Source organism: Roseburia sp. AM23-20 (assembly GCF_003470905.1).
In the GTDB taxonomy this organism is placed as follows: Bacteria; Bacillota; Clostridia; order Lachnospirales; family Lachnospiraceae; genus Roseburia; species Roseburia rectibacter.
The window spans coordinates 46,629-65,525 of the sequence record NZ_QRHS01000023.1; the positions used below are offsets into that span (position 1 = coordinate 46,629).

22 protein-coding genes and 1 tRNA gene are annotated in these 18,897 nt (G+C 42.0%); 1 reads left to right on the forward strand and 22 read right to left on the reverse strand.

The window, feature by feature from the left end:
- Positions 1-2: 2 nt before the first annotated feature.
- Complete coding sequence (locus DW650_RS15345) at positions 3-248, reverse strand: hypothetical protein (RefSeq protein WP_118210425.1); 246 nt, start codon at positions 246-248, stop codon at positions 3-5.
- 214 nt (positions 249-462) lie between these two features.
- On the opposite strand from DW650_RS15345, the gene DW650_RS15350 reads away from it, so the two are divergent.
- The gene (locus tag DW650_RS15350) at positions 463-777 is read left to right on the forward strand and encodes a hypothetical protein (protein WP_118210426.1); all 315 of its coding nucleotides are present in this window, start codon (positions 463-465) and stop codon (positions 775-777) included.
- 3 nt (positions 778-780) lie between these two features.
- Here DW650_RS15350 and DW650_RS19575 read toward each other — a convergent pair whose 3' ends face one another.
- The 21 genes from DW650_RS19575 to DW650_RS15445 form a co-directional block, all read right to left on the reverse strand.
- On the reverse strand, positions 781-2,823 hold the full coding sequence (locus DW650_RS19575; protein ID WP_158576231.1) for a hypothetical protein: 2,043 nt from the start codon (positions 2,821-2,823) through the stop codon (positions 781-783).
- A complete protein-coding gene (locus DW650_RS15365) occupies positions 2,816-3,016 on the reverse strand; it encodes a hypothetical protein (RefSeq protein ID WP_118210428.1) in 201 nt (66 codons plus the stop codon). Before DW650_RS15365 ends, DW650_RS19575 begins: the two co-directional genes overlap by 8 nt.
- Positions 3,013-5,520 (reverse strand): tail fiber domain-containing protein, encoded by a 2,508-nt coding sequence (locus DW650_RS15370; protein ID WP_118210429.1) that lies wholly within the window; start codon positions 5,518-5,520, stop codon positions 3,013-3,015. The genes DW650_RS15365 and DW650_RS15370 overlap by 4 nt, the downstream gene beginning before the upstream one ends.
- Complete coding sequence (locus DW650_RS15375; RefSeq protein ID WP_118210430.1) at positions 5,517-5,936, reverse strand: DUF6711 family protein; 420 nt, start codon at positions 5,934-5,936, stop codon at positions 5,517-5,519. Before DW650_RS15375 ends, DW650_RS15370 begins: the two co-directional genes overlap by 4 nt.
- Before the next feature lie 15 nt (positions 5,937-5,951).
- Entirely contained in the window at positions 5,952-9,032 is a 3,081-nt protein-coding gene (locus DW650_RS15380; RefSeq protein WP_118210431.1) for a hypothetical protein, read from the reverse strand.
- A 16-nt stretch (positions 9,033-9,048) separates the two neighbouring features.
- The gene (locus tag DW650_RS15385; RefSeq protein ID WP_118210432.1) at positions 9,049-9,666 is read right to left on the reverse strand and encodes a Gp15 family bacteriophage protein; all 618 of its coding nucleotides are present in this window, start codon (positions 9,664-9,666) and stop codon (positions 9,049-9,051) included.
- Entirely contained in the window at positions 9,663-10,130 is a 468-nt protein-coding gene (locus DW650_RS15390) for an RNA polymerase subunit sigma (protein WP_118210433.1), read from the reverse strand. Before DW650_RS15390 ends, DW650_RS15385 begins: the two co-directional genes overlap by 4 nt.
- Before the next feature lie 80 nt (positions 10,131-10,210).
- Complete coding sequence (locus DW650_RS15395) at positions 10,211-10,738, reverse strand: hypothetical protein (protein WP_006857527.1); 528 nt, start codon at positions 10,736-10,738, stop codon at positions 10,211-10,213.
- Between the two features lie 14 nt (positions 10,739-10,752).
- Complete coding sequence (locus DW650_RS15400; protein WP_118210434.1) at positions 10,753-11,208, reverse strand: hypothetical protein; 456 nt, start codon at positions 11,206-11,208, stop codon at positions 10,753-10,755.
- Complete coding sequence (locus DW650_RS15405; RefSeq protein ID WP_118210435.1) at positions 11,209-11,634, reverse strand: hypothetical protein; 426 nt, start codon at positions 11,632-11,634, stop codon at positions 11,209-11,211.
- 136 nt (positions 11,635-11,770) lie between these two features.
- Positions 11,771-12,175 carry a hypothetical protein gene (locus DW650_RS15410; protein WP_118210436.1) on the reverse strand — a complete coding sequence of 135 codons (405 nt, stop codon included), beginning with the start codon at positions 12,173-12,175 and terminating at the stop codon, positions 11,771-11,773.
- A gap of 17 nt (positions 12,176-12,192) precedes the next feature.
- Positions 12,193-13,245 (reverse strand): major capsid protein, encoded by a 1,053-nt coding sequence (locus tag DW650_RS15415; protein ID WP_118210437.1) that lies wholly within the window; start codon positions 13,243-13,245, stop codon positions 12,193-12,195.
- 3 nt (positions 13,246-13,248) lie between these two features.
- Complete coding sequence (locus tag DW650_RS15420) at positions 13,249-13,896, reverse strand: hypothetical protein (RefSeq protein WP_118210438.1); 648 nt, start codon at positions 13,894-13,896, stop codon at positions 13,249-13,251.
- An 82-nt stretch (positions 13,897-13,978) separates the two neighbouring features.
- Positions 13,979-14,041: transfer RNA gene (locus tag DW650_RS19580), tRNA-OTHER, on the reverse strand.
- 86 nt (positions 14,042-14,127) lie between these two features.
- A complete protein-coding gene (locus DW650_RS20350) occupies positions 14,128-14,262 on the reverse strand; it encodes a hypothetical protein (protein ID WP_279216925.1) in 135 nt (44 codons plus the stop codon).
- Between the two features lie 198 nt (positions 14,263-14,460).
- Positions 14,461-14,670 carry a hypothetical protein gene (locus tag DW650_RS15425; RefSeq protein ID WP_118210439.1) on the reverse strand — a complete coding sequence of 70 codons (210 nt, stop codon included), beginning with the start codon at positions 14,668-14,670 and terminating at the stop codon, positions 14,461-14,463.
- Complete coding sequence (locus DW650_RS15430; RefSeq protein WP_243102986.1) at positions 14,670-16,385, reverse strand: phage minor capsid protein; 1,716 nt, start codon at positions 16,383-16,385, stop codon at positions 14,670-14,672. The genes DW650_RS15425 and DW650_RS15430 overlap by 1 nt, the downstream gene beginning before the upstream one ends.
- Positions 16,385-16,795 carry a minor capsid protein gene (locus DW650_RS15435; RefSeq protein WP_118210440.1) on the reverse strand — a complete coding sequence of 137 codons (411 nt, stop codon included), beginning with the start codon at positions 16,793-16,795 and terminating at the stop codon, positions 16,385-16,387. Before DW650_RS15435 ends, DW650_RS15430 begins: the two co-directional genes overlap by 1 nt.
- A complete protein-coding gene (locus DW650_RS19795; protein WP_006857535.1) occupies positions 16,796-16,939 on the reverse strand; it encodes a hypothetical protein in 144 nt (47 codons plus the stop codon). It lies immediately after the preceding gene.
- 2 nt (positions 16,940-16,941) lie between these two features.
- Positions 16,942-18,378, reverse strand: coding sequence for a phage capsid protein (locus DW650_RS15440; protein ID WP_243102987.1), 1,437 nt, complete (start codon positions 18,376-18,378; stop codon positions 16,942-16,944).
- Between the two features lie 44 nt (positions 18,379-18,422).
- Positions 18,423-18,782 carry a hypothetical protein gene (locus DW650_RS15445; protein WP_006857537.1) on the reverse strand — a complete coding sequence of 120 codons (360 nt, stop codon included), beginning with the start codon at positions 18,780-18,782 and terminating at the stop codon, positions 18,423-18,425.
- Positions 18,783-18,897: the final 115 nt, after the last annotated feature.

The window sequence follows — 18,897 nt, forward strand, 5'->3', positions numbered from 1 at the left end:
TATCACTCCTCCTCTAAATCTGCTATTCTGTGGTTAATTACCCTGATCTGTTCTTCCATTACTGGAACGCGCTGTGCGAAGTTGTTATGTAATCTTACCTCGCGTGTCAGCTCTTCAATCTTGCAATCTGTGACCGCCTGTGCGGTTTCCAGTTTGTGTTCAGTCTTTTTTTGACTGCTACTGACTGTCAGTGCAGTGCCAATCAGTGCAAGCCCCCCTGTGATTAATGCGGTTATAATTGATTCCATTTTCTTTTTTCCTCTCTTTCTGCCCGAAGGCTTGTTATTTAAAAGAGCCGGCTACACAACACATGGTCATGTAATCGGCTCTTAGGCTCTTGATTTTATTATATTTCTACATAGTTTTTCTTTTGTGCCAAGTTGTCCGCTTTGTTCGTAAAACAGCAGTTTAAAGAAATATTATACACAGACAGAGGTTGATAATATTATTAAAAAAAACAAGGTGAAATCCATTGTTATAGAGTTCGAAGGCGTTACTACCAATGAAAGCAAAGCATTTTTCCCAAAATATACCTATTGGGGATATGTCGGCGAAAAAACCACTGAAATTGATAATTTAATAGCACAGGGGCACACAATTCTTGGCGGTTTTATCTGCGGCGGTCCACACAACGATGCCTCCATGGCTGGCAATGGTTCAGATAACATAGGTGTTATAGTCGGTTCAGCAACTTATTATAACGTCCCATATTCATTTTACGTTTTTTCACAAGCTTATCAGACAATAAGAATTAAGGTCTGCGTTTTATATATTTAATATTTAACACAGTTTTATAGCAGTTATCTTTGTACTGATCTGCCCGAACGTCACCGCTTTTGGCACTTTTATCAAAAACTTTAAGTTGTTAACTGCCTTGCCGGATATTATTTCATGCATGGTCAGCCACGTGCCACCGTTTCCGTTATTTGGGGCGGTGATTCCAATCGCCTGATCGACGGTACTTTTTAATGATATAACATCCACGGCAGAACTTTCAGAAACCCAACAGTAATAATTTACCAGCCACGTTCCGGAATCAATAGATAATCCGTCTGCGCCTGCATAACTCCATGTATCGGAGAAGTATTTATTAAATTCGTTACTGCTTACCTGACGGTATCCGGTATTGAACATGGTTTTGGCGTCGGATTTCTTTAAATATGTGGTCGGAATATCATTACCATCGTGATCTGCATCAGCCCGACCAACACGTACAGCAGGATAGGTGTCGTCAAGTTCATTATGTGCGATCAGATTAATTACTTTTTCAGTGGAATCCTGTAGCGGTATGAAGTCCCCTAAGGTTCCGGACCAATCACTTTTTTCAATTCTAATGTAATGCTTATTTGTTAAACTGCTGTTTAACGATGATATCGCTCCCGTGCATGTCCCATTCCCAATCTTAGAAATATCCGTTGTTCCAAGCATTTTATAGAGATACCGCACATTCTTGAACATCTGTGACACCTTCGCAAAAATTGAAGAGTGTTTTTCGCCACTTGATAATTTCGATACATTCGTCCATGCTGACGATGATCCGTCTGCCACATCACTACTCGTAAAAGTTGCTGTATTCTCTGCTGTATCTCCACCAGTTGCCACTGCACCGACGTTTTCTGCTGTGAGTTCTACATTGCCCCTGCGGAAAGAATCTTCATTTACACCTTTGATTCCGGTAACTGGAGTTCCGGCAAGCACGTCCCACTTTTCATCTGATGTTTTATAAATATTGGCACCTGCCGGAATTACATTCCCGGCTCCCTCTTTAAAATCATCCGTGGTTGTAAATTCGTCTGAAATATTGAACATCCACCCTGTGCTAACATCCGCAAGTGCCGGAAGATCTGCAAATGCAACTGTTCCGTGTGGCTGCAATCCACCTTTAAGTCCTTCTGATACATCTTTTGCCTGCTGATAGTAATACTTGGCATTGTCAGAATCCTCGCCCTCTCTGCTTCCTGTACCACCAACAGCATAACTCTGTGCTTTGGTTGCACTATCTGCTGCAGATTCGGCTTTACCGATGATCTCTGTTGCTTTCTGCGTTGCGATTGTGGCTTTATCTATGGCGGTTCTGGCGGACTGGCTGGCAGATACCGCTTCACTTGTGGCTGTGGCTGCAGACTGACTGGCGGATGTCTCACTGGCTTTTGCGTTAGTCTCGGATATTGCTGCCGCCGTGGCTGACTTCGCCGCTGCTGTCTCTGACGCTTTGGCATTGGTTTCGGATGTTTTTGCCGCTGTTTCACTGGCTTTTGCGGCATTCTCACTTGCTTTGGCGTTTATTTCAGACATTGCCGCTGCCTGCTGGCTTGACTCTGCCTTTGCCACTTCCACTTTGATTTTCGCAAGATAGTTAGGCTCTAAATGCTTTTCCTCAATGCTTCCCTCTTTGACAATAGCTGATACCTTTCCGTCTTTGTCAATATAAAAAGCTACCGTATCAGAATCAAAGAACTCATACTGTGTAATCAGTGCCGACAGGTCTATGTACTGCTTCGTACCATCGATCAGAGTCAAAATAATCTGCTGTGTAGTCGGGTTATAATCGAAGTTGATCGCGATCTTCTCCATCTGCGTATCGATCATAACTTTGGAACCGTTCTTTTTCGTGATTGTGATAATTCCCGTCGATTCCTTAAAGGTCACATCCGCAACAAGAGTTGCTACCTCTGCTTTTGTGGCTTTCGTGGTATCAAGAGTGATTACACGATCATCAATGATATCAATCGAGCCATCCATTTTATTGAGGTTTCTTTCATTAAGCGGTGTTTCATCACTCGGGTAATTCTCCCAATTAATATCAATATGCGCTTTATTCATGATCCTCACTCTCCCTTTCCTTTGCAAGCTTCATTTGTTCCCGCTCTACTGTAACCTGTCGGTTTGCTTCTTCCTTGATCTGATTCAGAATATCCTTAAACACCAGGTACTTAGCTTCGATTGGGACATCCCCGCACAAATTTACATAATTTATAATATCGTTTTCAAATTCACGAATTTTTGCATTTATCATAGAATACCTACCGTTTCCTTCAATTCTTTTATTTCTTCATGCTGTAATTGCACTGTTGCAACCAGATCAGCAATCAGTTCCGTATATTTCAGTCCGTAATACTTTTTCCCATTGCTGTCTGAAAACGTTTTTGGACAAATATTCCACCCTTTTTCCGCTTTTTTCAAAACATCCTGTGCAATAAATCCATGATGGAACCCATCTTTTTCGAAATTATAACGATACGATTTTGCACTTAAAGAATAAATAAACTCCGATGATCGTTTTTTGTCCAAGTCTGAAATTGTATTTTTCATTCTTTTATCTGAGCCGTCAATCACGCCCCCTCTAAATCCAGCAACACCGGTATCCCCATCCAGATTAATCATGCAGTGGTCCGTGTCTGTTCCGCCTTTATTTAGTGAGATATGATTATATTGAACGACACATTGATGGTTTGGACTTTCAAGCGTTCCTTCCACTGTTCGAAATCCATCCGTTCCCATCTGTACAAGTGTTCCACTGCGTTTAAATTCAATAAGGTTTTCTACAGACTCTTCCGTTTGAATATGCATATATCCCCCGGTCATTTCCATAGAACCTTTTAATTCAAGCAGTTTTGCTTTGATTTTGATGCCCTCGGCTGACTGGTTGATTTCTGAAACAACGCTCTCCCTTGTAACTTTAGAACTGATCTCCGTTGCGGTCTGTGTAATCGCACTGGACATATTTGATGCAAGCTGTTTAAATTTCTTTAGTAATGTCCACTTATACTTACCACTGCTTATTCCACCGTCCGGTTCGCAGCCATAAAAGTATCCATTTTCCTGATTCAAAAAACTGCATCCATTGTAGTGTGACGATGCCGGATAAGTTTTTTGGGGATTTCCGAAACCATAATATGTAACATCATATTCTTCAATATCCCATGCTTTTAGGGAAGCCGTGACTTCCGAACGAATCTGCGTTGCAGTTACTTCTATTTTACTGGATAACTCGCCTTCTGTTTTACTCGCCCTGGTAACTTCTGCTGTGATATTGTCTGCATTAATTTTAATGGCTGCCGCAAGTTCAACTTCCTGCCCCTGTGCCCTTTTGACTTCTGCTGTAATACTGCTCGCATTTTGCGTGATTCTCGATGATAAACCATCCGTTGTATTTTTAACTTCTGTGCGAATTTCGGTTGCGGTCTGCGTGATCTGTGACTGCAATCCCTTCTCAACATCAGTTATCGTACTCTGTGTCTTTTCAATGGTTCGCTCCAACACATTGCTCTTGCCTTTGAGCTTTAAAATACTTTTCTGTATTCCGTTCGCCCCGTTTGTCCGGTACTCTTCCCCACCCGCTTCCAAATCATCACGCAAAGCCTGTATACCTTTCAGGGTTCTTTTCAGAATATAGGACTCAATCAGTTCATATCTGGTCGGCAGCCGCACTGCATCCCCGACCTCAAGACACGGATTTCCTTTGCAGTCCGCTGTAAACGGGCGGTAAACAATCCCTCTGATCTTGGAAAGGATATTTTTTGCAATGCCATTCAGTTCTTTTGTGCCTTTGCCATAGACAAAAAAATTATCCTCGATCACATAAGCATTGTCTCCCGTACCCACAATCACGCCGATATCATTCTTCTGCTCCCGGATCTGTAACTTATTGATTGTTTTAACAAGAAAATCTTCATACTCAGCCGTTATATATAAATCCTTCCCGATACGGTTGCTTTTCGGATCTCTTGGGAACAAATCATCTGCCGGATAAAGATCGTTTCTCGGATAAAGTCCCTGTATATTCTGCTCCAGATATATATAATGAAACTTCCCGTCACGCCCCATGTGCCCCATGCAGCCATTGATCTCACAAATGCAGGACAACACTTCCTTGCCGCTCACGGATTCGCCTATGGTGCTCGATTCCTCTGTATCAGAACTTGTCTCACTGGATGGCGTGACCGCAACTGTTTTTTCAATAGACATGTTGTCATTGATAAGATCAATGTCAGCCTGCTCAATCCCGAAGTGCTTAAAAAAGCTGTCCCGGAATTGCTTCATTGTGACCGGATCATAAACTGTAACAGTCGTAGTTTTTCCATCTTTATCTTTCTGCTGCTCTTTATGGGATGGAAAGACAGTGTTATACCATGCTGCCACATCTGCATTTAAAATGTCATAAAGGGCATCATATGCCACTACATCTCGGTATTTTCTGTCAGCAGTCGGTGTATCGGAATAACCTTTGAATCTTCCTATCAAAAAGGGTTGATCTGTGTGCCCGCCAATTATCATCTTGACGGTCATCCATCTCCCTTTCATTGGAAGAAAAATATTTGATACCTTAAATTTTACAGATCCGGCTTCGACAGCACCAAAAGTCAATTCAGACTGTGAACACAGGCTTTCTGTTAATTCAAACTCTTCCTCATGAAATTCCGTATTTGTGATATGGATTTTCTCATCATCGGAAATAATTTCAAGCTGGACATCAACGCTATTCTGTTTAAATAAATCAGCATATTTAAAATCAATCATCCAACTACACCTCCATATCCGATAAATGCCAGCCGGAATGATCCATACTGGACCGTCCATTCATCTGCATAATCTATCTGATACTCCACGTCAGGCATATAACAGTACATCGTTACATAATTACCGATTTCTGGCATCCATGCGGTAACAAGTGCTTTCTTTTCGGTTGTATTGGAATATTGGGATCTGATATTATCCATCAGTGGACGCAATACAGCTTCGTCTATATCTCCCGGTGTTTCCCATTCTGTTTTAATTGAGACATTGCTCAATGCCTCCCGGTGTAATACTCCGTTCGCATCCCGATAAGAATTAAGATCCTGCCCCTTGATCCCACATTTATACTTCTTTGTCTCTATATACCGGAAAGGAACTGTGTAATTGCCTACTTTTATTAAAAATCCGCTGTATGCCATTTATACGCTCCTCTCCTAAAAGTCAAATGCCGGACTTCCGGTTCTCCGGTAATAGTCGTTTGCCTCTTCCTTTACAATTTTGAAAATCTTTCCTTCGTCCGCTACGATCCGCACCGTCTGCACGCCTTTCATCTCACTTGCGATCATTTCTGCAAGCGGCTTCATGTAAGAAAGATTATTTTCGAGCGGAAGTACTGCTTCGCGTCCGGCTTCTCCGATTTCTGCGAATGTTCTTCCAGTTGTGATGCCGCCGTTGGCAAGATGTACTCTCGGAAGTGTTACTGTCGGAACCAGATCAACTCCGCCCCAGTCTACCTCGGCTACTTTAGCAGCCCATGAAACGACTTTATTAAAACCGCCAAGGATGTTATTAATACCGCCAACAATAAAATTTATAGCAGACTCTATTCCACCAATAACTGCATTCATAGCATTTACAACTCCAGTTTGTATTCCCTCCCAAAGAGATTTGAAAAATCCGCCGATTGCTTCTGTTGCTGTTTTCCACGCGTTTTTCACAGGATCTATTACTGTTACATTGAACCATGCCGATACTGCACTCCACACTGTTTTTATATCTTCCCAAAGTCGTTTAAAAAATCCAGATACCTGATCCCATACTCCCTTAAAGAATGTAACTACTGGTTGAGTAACATGTTCGCTAAACCATTCCGATACCGTGTTCCATACCGCTTTTATATCTTCCCAAAGTTGTTTGAAAAATGTAGAAACTTTTTCCCATAAATCTTTGAAAAATGCCACTACCGGTTCAATAACATGTTCATTAAACCAACCTGATACGATAATCCAAATAGCCTGTATAATAATCCACAAACCCTCGAAAATCTGTCCCACTCTCTTCTTTAAGCCTTCAAAAAATGTAACAATCGGCTCAATAACATGTTCACTAAACCATTCCGATACTGTGCCCCATATATTACTGATTGCCGTCCATAATTCTGTGACTTTTTCTTTAACCGGATCAACGATATGTTCTTTAACCCAATCTGATACGTTGCCCCATATGTCACAAATTGCCGTCCATAATTCTGAAAATTTTTCTTTGACCGGATCTACAATATGTTCTTTGACCCAATCACCAACTTTTGAAAACCATTCTTTTATTTCTTCCCAGTGTTCTTTTATAACAACCACCAAAGTAAGTACTACTGCTACAATTGCTGCTATAATTGCCGTAACCAGTACAGGCGCACCCAGTATAATCGCTCCTACCGCCATCAATGCAATGCCAATCAGCATAAGAATTTCTTTCATCCAGCTAAATCCATTATTTAACATATCAACAAAACTAATTGCCGTAAGAATACCACCTGTTAAAATCATCATAATTGCACCTGCAGTTGTTCCGAGTGCCAAAAACGTTCCAGCTATCAATCCTATTGCAGATACCAATAATAACGATGCGTTTTTTGCATTCAATCCATTTTCACTGATATCCTTAAGCGCTAATATAAGTCCCGCCGCAGATGCTATAATCAAAAATATACCAGCAACAAGAGGGCTGAACAGCGCATACAAACCGCCAAAAGCAAGCGATACTCCAACAATGTAGCCTATTAATCCCTGCCAATCGACGCCTTCATTCCACATATGCAAATAGCTGTAAATTGCCAATGCCACCCCAACAATAATTGCCAATACAGATAATATTTTTCCAAGGATAGGATGTACTTTTATCAAATCTGAAAGGAAAGTTGCAATCTTCCATGCTAATAATGCCGCTCCGATCGCTACCACGACAGGTAGTATGGATTCAAAAATTTTCTTTATTTTTTCAATCCACGCAAAATCCTTTTCAGTCAGTGGAACCTCCTCATAATCAATTCCCACACCGGAGCCGCCAGAACCACCTCCACTGCTGCCGGAATCATTAGAGTTAATCACATTTAATTCATCAAATCCCTGCAATGCTCCCTTTGCTTTTTTTGCAGCATTGGCGGTATTATCAAGAGACGCTGCATAATCTACCTGTTGTTCTTTCGCTCGAGTCCACGTTTTCTTCCCTGATAATGCAGATATAAACTTATTAAAAAGATTTATCGCCTTCGTCAGCCAACTACATAAAACTGTTAATGCTGGAGCTAACGCATTAACAATCGGTATCGCCGCAGCTCCAATAGAATTTTTTAAATTCAGCGTAGCTGATTTCATTTCTGACATCTTCTGGTTAAACTGTTCAGAATATCTTGCATAATTCTGAATACCTGTTTTAATCCCTTCGATCATTGTTCGAAATGCCTTTGATACAAATTGAAACACTAATATAGTCAATGCAATTTTCTTTACACGTTTTATAAATTTCTCGATTGCCCTATTTACCTGCTGCACGGCACCCTGGATATTCCCAAAACGCCCTCCGGCACTTGTGTCCATTTCACCCTCACGATCCACAACCTCGCGCATTCTCTGGTTCATGATATCTAATTGTTCATTTACCTCACGCAATCTTGTCGCCAGACGCTGATACTCTTCTGTATTTCGTGGATCAATATAAGCTGCATTTTCATTTTCCATACGCATCATTTCAGCGTGTATCTGTGCGGCTTCCTGTCCTACCTGTCGCATCTGATTTTTCAAATCTTTCCATTTATCATTTATTTGGCGATCCTGCCCAGCTTCTTCCATCCGGTTTAAAGCATCTATAAGTCTGTCTGACTCCCTTTCGCAATCAGCCATTTCCATTTGCATTTTTCTATACGAAACAGAATCTGTATTACGCCCAAGTGCCACCCATTCCTGCATCCGATGATTTAATTGCGCTTGTCTGCCACTGACGCGGTCAAGTGCCGCCTCTGCTTCTTTATACGCTCTCGTTGGAACATATTTTTCTGTGTTTTTTAATTTCTCCGATAACTGACGTCCATTTGCGACAAGCGAATCAAAAGTATTCTGCAAATCCTTATACTGGTCTGTTGGAATCTTCTGCCGCTCCATCTGCCGCATCTGATCGGTAAGACGCTGTGATTCCCGCGTCAGTTTCTGAAACCGTGACTCCAACTGCAACAGGCTGCTGGATGCATCTCCATTTTCAATTAATGTCCTTATTCTGATTTCTCCATCATATCCATCAGCCATATGCAATCCTCACTCCCTAAACTAATCCAAGTTCCTTTTCTGCTTTCTTCTTTGCTCTGATCTCTGCCATCATCTGATCGTATTTGTCAATCTTTGTTTTCTCATCCTCGGTATACTCTTTCTTTTCTTCCGGCTGCTCTAATGCATACATTTCCTGTGCTTCCTTGATCGCCTGTCTCTCTTCTTTTCCCATCTTGGATGTGATTTTCTTCCTGCGGATTTCTATAACCTGTTGGAATGATGACTGTTTATAAGGCATATTCCAGAGCAGACCATTGAACATCCACCAGTGCATATCATCCAAGGAGAGATCGATCCCATATATCTGCCGGAAATCTGCATAAATACGCCACTGGTCAATGTCGTAATCTACCAGTCTGCGGTTATCTTTTGATGATCCTGGTTTGTCATGGAACCAGCCATTTAGAAACCACTCCACACACTGGCGAAGATCATCCCCGTCCGGGTGCTCCCGTTCATCGAACAGCAGATAGATCAGCGCATCACTCTTCTCATACTCATTCAGTTCTTTGTCATACTGCACAAGGAATACCTGTATGCCGATACGAAATGACGCATTGACCTTGTACCCGTTCCATTCCTCAGGCAGCGGATCGAGCATGACGTTAATCATGCCCGTGCTCCTTTTCTGCCGGAGTTATAGCGTTTTCTGGTCATCTCGTAACGCTTGCCGAAGAGTTTATTCATGACCGGAATAATCTTCTCAACAAATTCCACCAGTGCCGTCTCATCCGGCGTGAAATCTCCATACACGTTTTTTACTGTGTCTTCCCCGAACAGACCGTCGATCTCTGCTGCAATCTGTTTCAGGTACTTCACCCGGATTCTGTTTGCCTGTAAAACCGACTCAACATCAACGTTGTCAGAATCTACCTCATCCTGTGCATGTTCTTTCTTCCATGCTGCCGCCTCTTTCTCACAGTTCTCGGAGATTCTTTCCAGTTTGTTGATGACCTGTCCGAATCGCTCGGCTGTGTCGGCATCTGCGACATTGATACTCAACACGGTAATGACATCCCCGTCCTCATTTTTAATTGCGATTTTTCTGACACCACTGTCTAATACTAATTCTTCCATGGAATTACCATCCTTTCAGAAATCGGGCAGGACTTAAAGGAACCCACCCGATTATGCTAATTTTTGATTAACACCGTTTATTATTTTCCTGATGTACCGGACGCTTTCGCCGCCCATGTAAATGTGCCATCACCGGCGATCGTGATCGTTCCAAGTTCTACCGCACCATTTCCGTTGATCTGAATCGAAGATGTCAGCGTATCGCCGCCGGAGCCGCCTGTGCTTGACGGGCATACCGTAACCGGGACTCGGATGCAATCGCCTGTATTTTTTGTAATGTCTGTTTTGTAATATCTGTAATAATATGTCTCACACTGCTTTCCAGTCGGGAACATTTTGAACATCGTGTCGATTGCAGTCTGCATATCATCAGACATATAATCACGCTCCGGTGTTGTCGAAAACTCATATCCCTTTACCGTGTTATTTGCGTTTTTCATGTTGACGTACTGGGTTGACTCTGTATTCGGTCCCCAGTCCTCTGTGATCTCTTTGTAGCCATCGCCCATCTCTACGATCTTGGCTGTGCTGCCGATGAGAGTACCAATATCAAGTAATGACACCATGTTGGTACGATCTTCTGCGAAAAACTGTAAATTCGTTTTCATGTATCTTCCTCCTGTTATTTTTTATAAAAATACTTCAGCTGTATATTAATGGCATACACAACCGTTTTTTCATCCTGCTCGCCACCATATACCGGGGATGTCCTCGTAATTGACTGTAATGTCAGATGTGGATCTTTAAACTCAATTCCGCTCTCTTCCATCCATGCCGCAAGGTTATTCAACATCTCCTGTGCTTCAATGCTCGCCCTGTTGGTAGTCGGTGAGCACTTATAAAGTATCTGAAAAGGCATCTGCGCCACATAGCTGCCACTGACATACTTTTTCAGATATACCGCACCCTGTATGGGGAATAATCCAATGGATCTATCCGCCTTGATGGAGTTCCATCTTATCGTCGTATTGTCAGCCTTAAACAGCTTTGGATAGTCCGGATATGCCAGAGCAAGTGCAAGAATGCCTTTCTGTGCGTTCTCTGCATCCTGTATTGTAAGTTTTTCTGGCTCTGCCATTTATACGCCTCCTACTTCAAAATGAGGTAAAATATCCTCGTATTTATCAATCGTTGTTACCTTGTAGCAATCGTCACAGTGATCGAGCAGCCATTGATAGGCATCATTTTTCGGCAGTATTGTACCCGTATGATCCCCCTTGATAAAGAAATCCTGTGCCGGATTAAATGTCAAAAAGTACTGCTTGCATTTGTCCGGCATGTTTTCCCACTCTTTCGGGGGGAGGTATGGTTTGGCAATATTGCCAAAATCAACATACAGTTTCACTGCATCCGCGCTGTCCATGCCGCTCTTGGAGACATTTGCTCCCTTGGTTTCCACAAGGTCTACACCCTCGAGCAGGGTCGGATAATATGTTTCCTCTTCGGTTTCCGCGTTGAATGAGCGATTGAATAGTGTGACAGTCTTGTTATCAAAGAATCCCATTACAAGCCACGCTCCTTACCGCATTTAACGCACTTCCAAATATGTTTGCGCTGGTAATGATTTCCACCAATATGCACATCAACATATCCATACGGCATCATCTTGTGTTTGCAGAATAATCTTTTCAAAAGCATCATCACACCCCCGCATACAATAATCCGGTGCCGGACAGGTATTCACATACCGTGTCATAACACAACCGGCTCTGCGCTACCTTATCCCCAATCACCTTATCAATAAGTGTTTCATTACTTCCAAAGCTGATCGACCGACCGCCAGAGGACATTGACTTCACATTGCCGCCCTTTTCGTCACTGGCATGACTGGTCTTGAAATCTATCTGATAGAGCAGATCAGCCAATGCACAGGTGGCTTTCTGGATTTTCTCGTCAAATTCTTCCTTGGCAGCATCATCAATATGCCCGTAGGTCAACTGATTCAACTTGTTAGATGCACGATCTTCCCACTTTGGGAAAAGGGATTCCTCGATAGAATCCCCATAGTATTTTTCTTTATAGAAATCAAATGTGGTATATCCCATCAGAAATCCCCTTCCTGCTACCCTCTGGTGATGATTCTCATAATATTGATCGCCTTGATAGGATAAGTAGCATTCTTATCAGAAGAATTGTTGTGCGCAATCTCCCAGTTTGTTCCTGTTTCCAGTTCATCAGCTGTTGGAGATACGATGCTTGTATTCTTCCAAGAAATGCCGTATGGGGCGAACACTTTTCTCTGTCTTGTATACAGAGTTGTTTCTCCACCGTTTTTTGCCGGATCACGATCCATCTCGGATGGAACCTTTACACCACAGTTTGTAAACTCAATTGCCCCGTTTCCAAGAACATAGGTAGTATATTTTGTATATCCGTCTCCTTTGCCCGGAGAAGATTCTTTGACTTCCTCTGTCGGCATAGTATCGTCTACAAGCACGATTCTGCCGTTTAAGGTTGCCAGCGGAAGGTTTCTTTCGATTCCGTTTCCGTCTGTGTACTTCATATACTCTAAGAGATTAAGGTTCTCCAAAATAGTGGCGGTGCGGGAATGCATAATAACAAGCGCAAAGTTTGCTTTCTTATCACCAAGCGCTGCCTGCATACCGGTGTTGAGTGTTGTGGCACCAAAAGTACCGTCCTCATTTGCGGAAATGTCGTAGGTGTGCTTTGTTACAAAGTTCTTTCCCTCTCCGGTAGCCATAGAGAACACGCCTTTAAGGATGCTAAGAAGCGTATCCTGGTCTACATCATCCCAGAATTCTGCAACCTCTCCCGCTGCTGCAGAATAATCGTCACCGGAAATGTCGGAAACAAAGTCCTTTTCCGTCCATCCCTGCGCACGTCCAACAACGATACGCCCCATAGAATAGTTTCCGCGCTCCTCTGCCGTAATGTTTGTCTTACCGTCATAGTTCACGGTCTTTCCGGACAAACGCTCTTTGATCAGAGTTGTGATAAAATTACCGCCCTTCTGATCCGGCAGCATGGAAGCATACTCCCCGCGCTCCACAATAGCGCCACAATGAAGCAATTCATTCAGACGAAGGTTCGGTGTCTCACGCACAGCAGCATCGAATACTTCGCCATTAAAATTTACTAAGTCAAATAATGCCATTTATTATTTCTCCTTTCCTCGTCTCAGATATGGTGTGATATCCATATCCGGGTTCTGATTTTTCATTTTCATAAGTTCAGCCGTAGACAGTTTTGCTCCGTCTGGCTGGTTGATGTTATTCCCGACAATCTGGCTACGCTTCTGCTGCGCCTGGAATGTTTTGTCGTCAATGAGGATATCCGGCTTGTAATTGCCCTTCTCATCCTTTACGATTGCATCGAACAGATCAGAAACGCTCTTTCCTCTCGCTTCATCCGAATTAAGGGTTTCAACAAGCTGTTTCTTGATTGCATCCGCTGTAATAGCATTAACAAAATGCTTATCTGCAAAGAAATCTGTCACAAGGCTGTCGAGTCTTGCAACCTCATCCTTTTCCTTGCGTTCCTTACGCTCATTCTCGAGCGTCGCGGTCAAATCAGCAATTTTCTGATTCAGCGCATCAGCATCCGGGGCGGCATCTTTCAGGGTCTGCAGTTCCTTTTCAAGGTTCTCCTGTTTGGTTTCAAGCTCTTTTTTCTCATTTTCCAAGGTTATAATCTTTTCGTTTTTCTTCTGTACTTCCAGATCCGATACAAATTCCCCAGGAAAAGCCTTTTCGATCTCTGGCGTAACCTCAACGCCAAGAGTTTTCAATTTGTCGATAATATTCATTTACGAGTTCCTCTCTTTCTTAAAAGTTGTTAATCCGGTCAGCCCGGCACGAATGAGTTGCTATTTGATCCATAGCTGGCAGTCGGGAAAGCGGGATTTGAACCCACATCTTTTGTTTTTATTCTTCCTGTTGAACTATTTCCCAAAAACAAAAAGAGCCAACCTCTTAGATTTTTCCAAGAAGTCAGCTCCTTTTAGCTGTTACACATAGCCATTTCTATGCGCCAATTATCAAACTTTCTTTTTCCTTACCTCATATACCTTGATTCCGTCTTTAGAAGCATGGATTTCTACCGAATTTCCTTTTTTCAATGACTCCGCCATCTGTTTCTTTTTTTCGTCGATCATTTTCTCTATGTTTTCCATATCTTTTACCTCATGCCTTAATTGTATCATGAGATTGAAAAAGATTTGTGCCATTTTTTAAGCGCACAAAAAGCACCTGTATTTCAAGGTGCCATGTGCTGTATTACATGAAAGGAGGCTCAGAATGAATAAGTGAAACCCATCTGGCAATATTATAATAACTCATATTGGGATATAATTTGTGCCAAAATAAAAATCTTACTCATTATCTCTTTGAATTCTGTCATAGATCAGTTGTAACTTTCTTCCGACTTCACTTGGTTCATTGTCGTTATCCAAAATATCTTCTATTATTATATTGTCTATCATATCTAAGACATCACTCACACTTTTATCTTTCATAAGCATTCTGATATTTGGAATATAATCATCTTCTAATACTTTTATATCGTTTTCATCAATAAACATTATTCTCGCTCCCTATGATGTGGATTTGCTTGGATCAAAATATGGTCGATTGGATTAACAGACACTTCTGTGGTCTTGTAGATAAATTTTTGACTCACTTTTGTTTTTGTTTTATTATATATCGGATCCATAATCTTAGCATCTGGAGATGTAAGAGCTTCTACTATACCATCTATCGTTACGCCACTTCTTCTCTTTTCCACGGATCCTATCACTCTATCTATACTATGTAAGCTAATCTCCTTTAATTCTATACCATTCGAAGTTTTTAGTCCAATACATTTTTCACGCAACTCCGTTGCAATTTTCTGATATATGTCATAATCCGTAAGAGGTGACACGTCTCCATTTTTAACAGAATCAGTATAATGTTTAAACAATTTCTTTTCTGATTTGTCATTCATAATTCTTGAAAATTCTTCTTTACTTACCATATTTTTTCCAAGATTATTCTTATACTCGCTATATTCTGCATTGCTATAAGCCGTCGCCCTGCCGTTTGCCTTTGCCGACTGCGCCCGCTTAAACCCTGCCACCTTGATTCTATCAGCCTGTGTCTGCAATCCATTATCCGCACAGAATTGCTTATACTGTTGATTCTGTATCCGCAGTTTATAAGCAAGTTTATCATATTGTGGCTGCAACATATCTTTTACATCAGTCTCTGCTATGTCGCTTAACTCTGCCTGTTTTGCCAGCAATTCGCGCTTGGTCTGCCGAATAGCACGCTCCATTGATCTCTGCTGCTGTTGTTTCTCATACAATTCCTGGCTCTCGTGCACATTAATTTTAGGATTTCCATCTGCATCAACATAAGGATTTCGCAGAGACTTATCCCACGGCTTATGGGAATGCCTGCAATTATATCCATGCAGTCCAAGAGGATCTACAACTCTTCCCTGTCCTGTCTTTGGATCTACGGTGTATCCGGTTGCATCTAACAGATTTGGTGTGTCTTTATCTCTCCCGACGATTTTATATACTTTTCCCTGCCAATGATCGTGTGATGGTATTCCATCCGGGAACTTTTTGCTATGCCGCGCTCCCATATGTGCCGATACAAGAACATACTCTATTCCTTTTTGCACTATGTATTGATTAGTTACCTGAGCAGCCGTCTGATTCATAGAAGTAACGACACAACAACGCACTGCCGCTTCTAAAGAACGCCTGGCACCCGTCGGATAATCAATCACAACGCCGCTCTGTGCATATCTGTCAAGCACTTCACATATTGCACTGTTATACGACTGCATACCAGATGCCACACGATAATCTACCTCATTCAGCATATTGAGTAAATCTCTCTGCGTCTGCAACATAGTTGTCCGCGTAAGGTTATTCAATTCTCCGAATGTTTTCATCATTTCGGCATTCATTGCCATGATGGCTGCATTATTTTGCAAAGGTGTTTGAACATCTCCAAGCCGTTTTAAAACCTCTGCATCATCAGAGAATGATGTCATAACACTATCACGCAATAAACGCCGCACTTCGTCCCTGCTCTTTCCTGTCATTTTTGAAATTCTTTTTACAATTTCAGTATGATGCAATCCCATCTGCTGGAGTTTCCAAAGTTCCCGATCAGTAGTTCCAGACATTTCCCCGGATTTTATCAAACGCATTGCTATATCACTGATAATCCAATCTTCCAGTTCCTGATACATTTCTATCAGTTTATCTGATTTTCCGTAAAAATAATCCGGCGTTAACATTATCTTCTTCCTACCTCTCTTTTAACCAAATCAACCCATTCCTGACCATGCGTTTCCTTTGCTCTCTCAAACCAATGATCCGTAGCTTCCGGATGCCCGTTCGCATCGTAGTGCAATGGTCTGCCAGTCGGATATTTCTTTTCTCCGCTGTGTGCCCATGATCTTCCATCCTCTGTCAGATACAATTCTCCCATATACTGATAATGCGCATATGACACATCCGTCTCAATCAATCCAGGTTCAATAATATTCGTCTTTCCTACCATAGATCCCTGTTGAAACGGCATATATGGAATCATGTCATTCAAGACCTGCATGTCCAGTTTATCCTGTGCGCGTCTAAGATTTCCGTCAATTCTGCTTGTATCAAGCCTTATATTTACGTTTCCAACGGTCCTGTCGTACCTCATTTACATCCCCCATACTGCAATCGCCGCACTTACCATTAAAAATCCCCAGTAAATTGTGTCACATATTTTTTTCTTTTTCCTTGCCTTATCCATTTCTTCTATAAATGAAACACAAAATAAGAGCATGATTATTTTTAGCACCATCTTTATTCCTCCCCGTACAGTCCACCTTTGTCCTCCCCTGCATTTTCTTCGTCACACTCCGCAAACATCTCATCAATCTCTTTATCATTAAATCCCTCATACTCTTTGAGGTATTTTCGTTTACTGTATACACCGTTCATCATAAGCTGATATGCTCTGGTTCGATCCTGTTCAAACGATGCTAACAGATCCTTAAAATAAAATACATCTTCATCCGCTACGCTTTCATCCAGTGCGTTGACGTACCCGCTCGGCATATTAAAAAATACATCGCAGTATTTGTCCAGTGCATATACCAGATCCTTAATCGCAGATTTCAGTGCATTCCTCATATCTGTAATGGTCTCCACGGTCTCGCTGTCGTCACTTTCAATCTCCGTTGCTGTGGTGATCCCTGTCTTGCGATCAAGAACAAACTGCCCCTGTGAGAATCCTGCCTTGGTTGATATCATAGATAAAATGGAATTAATATCTGCAACTCTCTGTTCTGTCAACAGTGTTGGCACATGTTCATTAACCGTATTAGAAGCTTCAACCCCCATCCTCAATCCCTTTACAAATCTTGGAAGTTCAAGTCTTTCCTTATCTCCAGTATTCTTATCGCGTTTCATCAATGCATTTTCATCAATAAATGTAATATGCTGCGAATCATCGACTTCATCATCTTTCCTGCTCCAAGCTACATCCAGATTGCGCAGTTCCTCGATACAATTCGCAAATACTGCCACCCCCTCCGGTGATGTATAGTCAATGGTGTTGTTATACGGCATCTTGAAATACCCAAACAATGGCTTTTCCACATTGGAGATTGTGACTGATTCCGGTATATTCTTCCACTCCGGTACATCTGCCAGTGCAATACTGCGCCCCAGACTGTCGCTGCCCTTTGATCTGAAAGCCTTATTCTCAATGGTGTATGTTCTTCCAACTCCTTCTCCATCGTCAGAGATTGAAGATGTAAAGTGCTGATACTCCAATCTGGTATAGTAATTATCTCCCTTGATCCGCCGGTCAATAAATATAACCCCAAGGATATCCCCGTTGCTGTTCTTCTCTGTCACTGCAAAGCTGCCTGGCATTACATAGTCGATTGCACCCGCCGGATTATATGTGCCGCTCGGCTTAAGAATAATGCCGGCCGCTCCGCAGGCATCCTCTACCTTATCCCGGATGGACTTCTGGATCATTGCACCAATGCACTGATTGATATAATCCGCCCTGTCACTACCGCTGATTGTCACATTGAGATCCAGACAGGTCTTTTTGCTGGTGTAATAGCAGAGAAACTTTGCAAAATTGATTGTGCGCACGTTCTTGCTCATCCAGTACGGTCTACCCTTAATGATGTTCTGCCACTCGATCTGTGCCATCTCCATCAGATCAGAGGATATAATATCAACACCAAATTCTTTCTCTGCACTTGTTTTGAATAGATTCATGAAAAACTCCTTTACTCGTGTGAATATGTTCATATGTCACCGCCTTAAATGCCAAGCTGTTTATATACTTCATCTATCTTGTGCCACTGAATAGCAAGCCAATCAACCATTTCCTCATTTTTTGCCCAACCGCCATTATACTGGTTTGAAGAATCTGATAATCCACTCTCGTTCAAAAATGCATGCACAATTTCATGGCGCAACGTCTTTTTCCTGTATGACTTCTGTTCTTCTTCACTCAGGTCAAAGTATTTTTCTTCTGACATATCCGCAACAACAATCAATTTGCTCTCTTCGCCACAATAACCGGCTAAGCTATTTTCTTCCAGATACTTATCCTCTGATACTTTGTGTGTCTCAATTTTGTATTCTGTTCCGAGAACATTAATCTTCATATTCTCCATCGTCCTCTTCCTCCTCATCTTCGTCTATCTCGTCATCATACAGTCCATTATTGCGCCGACTCTCCATAATCACGCGGTTCAATCCGTAGATCAGTGCCATTGTACAGTCCTCACC

What these genes read in the sequence shown, in the direction of transcription:
- DW650_RS15345 (WP_118210425.1), bottom strand. Translation starts at nt 248, where the DNA reads ATGGAATCAATTATAACCGCATTAATCACAGGGGGGCTTGCACTGATT.
- DW650_RS19575 (WP_158576231.1), bottom strand. Translation starts at nt 2,823, where the DNA reads ATGAATAAAGCGCATATTGATATTAATTGGGAGAATTACCCGAGTGAT.
- DW650_RS15365 (WP_118210428.1), bottom strand. Translation starts at nt 3,016, where the DNA reads ATGATAAATGCAAAAATTCGTGAATTTGAAAACGATATTATAAATTAT.
- DW650_RS15370 (WP_118210429.1), bottom strand. Translation starts at nt 5,520, where the DNA reads ATGATTGATTTTAAATATGCTGATTTATTTAAACAGAATAGCGTTGAT.
- DW650_RS15375 (WP_118210430.1), bottom strand. Translation starts at nt 5,936, where the DNA reads ATGGCATACAGCGGATTTTTAATAAAAGTAGGCAATTACACAGTTCCT.
- DW650_RS15380 (WP_118210431.1), bottom strand. Translation starts at nt 9,032, where the DNA reads ATGGCTGATGGATATGATGGAGAAATCAGAATAAGGACATTAATTGAA.
- DW650_RS15385 (WP_118210432.1), bottom strand. Translation starts at nt 9,666, where the DNA reads ATGATTAACGTCATGCTCGATCCGCTGCCTGAGGAATGGAACGGGTAC.
- DW650_RS15390 (WP_118210433.1), bottom strand. Translation starts at nt 10,130, where the DNA reads ATGGAAGAATTAGTATTAGACAGTGGTGTCAGAAAAATCGCAATTAAA.
- DW650_RS15395 (WP_006857527.1), bottom strand. Translation starts at nt 10,738, where the DNA reads ATGAAAACGAATTTACAGTTTTTCGCAGAAGATCGTACCAACATGGTG.
- DW650_RS15400 (WP_118210434.1), bottom strand. Translation starts at nt 11,208, where the DNA reads ATGGCAGAGCCAGAAAAACTTACAATACAGGATGCAGAGAACGCACAG.
- DW650_RS15405 (WP_118210435.1), bottom strand. Translation starts at nt 11,634, where the DNA reads ATGGGATTCTTTGATAACAAGACTGTCACACTATTCAATCGCTCATTC.
- DW650_RS15410 (WP_118210436.1), bottom strand. Translation starts at nt 12,175, where the DNA reads ATGGGATATACCACATTTGATTTCTATAAAGAAAAATACTATGGGGAT.
- DW650_RS15415 (WP_118210437.1), bottom strand. Translation starts at nt 13,245, where the DNA reads ATGGCATTATTTGACTTAGTAAATTTTAATGGCGAAGTATTCGATGCT.
- DW650_RS15420 (WP_118210438.1), bottom strand. Translation starts at nt 13,896, where the DNA reads ATGAATATTATCGACAAATTGAAAACTCTTGGCGTTGAGGTTACGCCA.
- DW650_RS20350 (WP_279216925.1), bottom strand. Translation starts at nt 14,262, where the DNA reads ATGGAAAACATAGAGAAAATGATCGACGAAAAAAAGAAACAGATGGCG.
- DW650_RS15425 (WP_118210439.1), bottom strand. Translation starts at nt 14,670, where the DNA reads ATGTTTATTGATGAAAACGATATAAAAGTATTAGAAGATGATTATATT.
- DW650_RS15430 (WP_243102986.1), bottom strand. Translation starts at nt 16,385, where the DNA reads ATGTTAACGCCGGATTATTTTTACGGAAAATCAGATAAACTGATAGAA.
- DW650_RS15435 (WP_118210440.1), bottom strand. Translation starts at nt 16,795, where the DNA reads ATGAGGTACGACAGGACCGTTGGAAACGTAAATATAAGGCTTGATACA.
- DW650_RS19795 (WP_006857535.1), bottom strand. Translation starts at nt 16,939, where the DNA reads ATGGTGCTAAAAATAATCATGCTCTTATTTTGTGTTTCATTTATAGAA.
- DW650_RS15440 (WP_243102987.1), bottom strand. Translation starts at nt 18,378, where the DNA reads ATGAATCTATTCAAAACAAGTGCAGAGAAAGAATTTGGTGTTGATATT.
- DW650_RS15445 (WP_006857537.1), bottom strand. Translation starts at nt 18,782, where the DNA reads ATGGAGAATATGAAGATTAATGTTCTCGGAACAGAATACAAAATTGAG.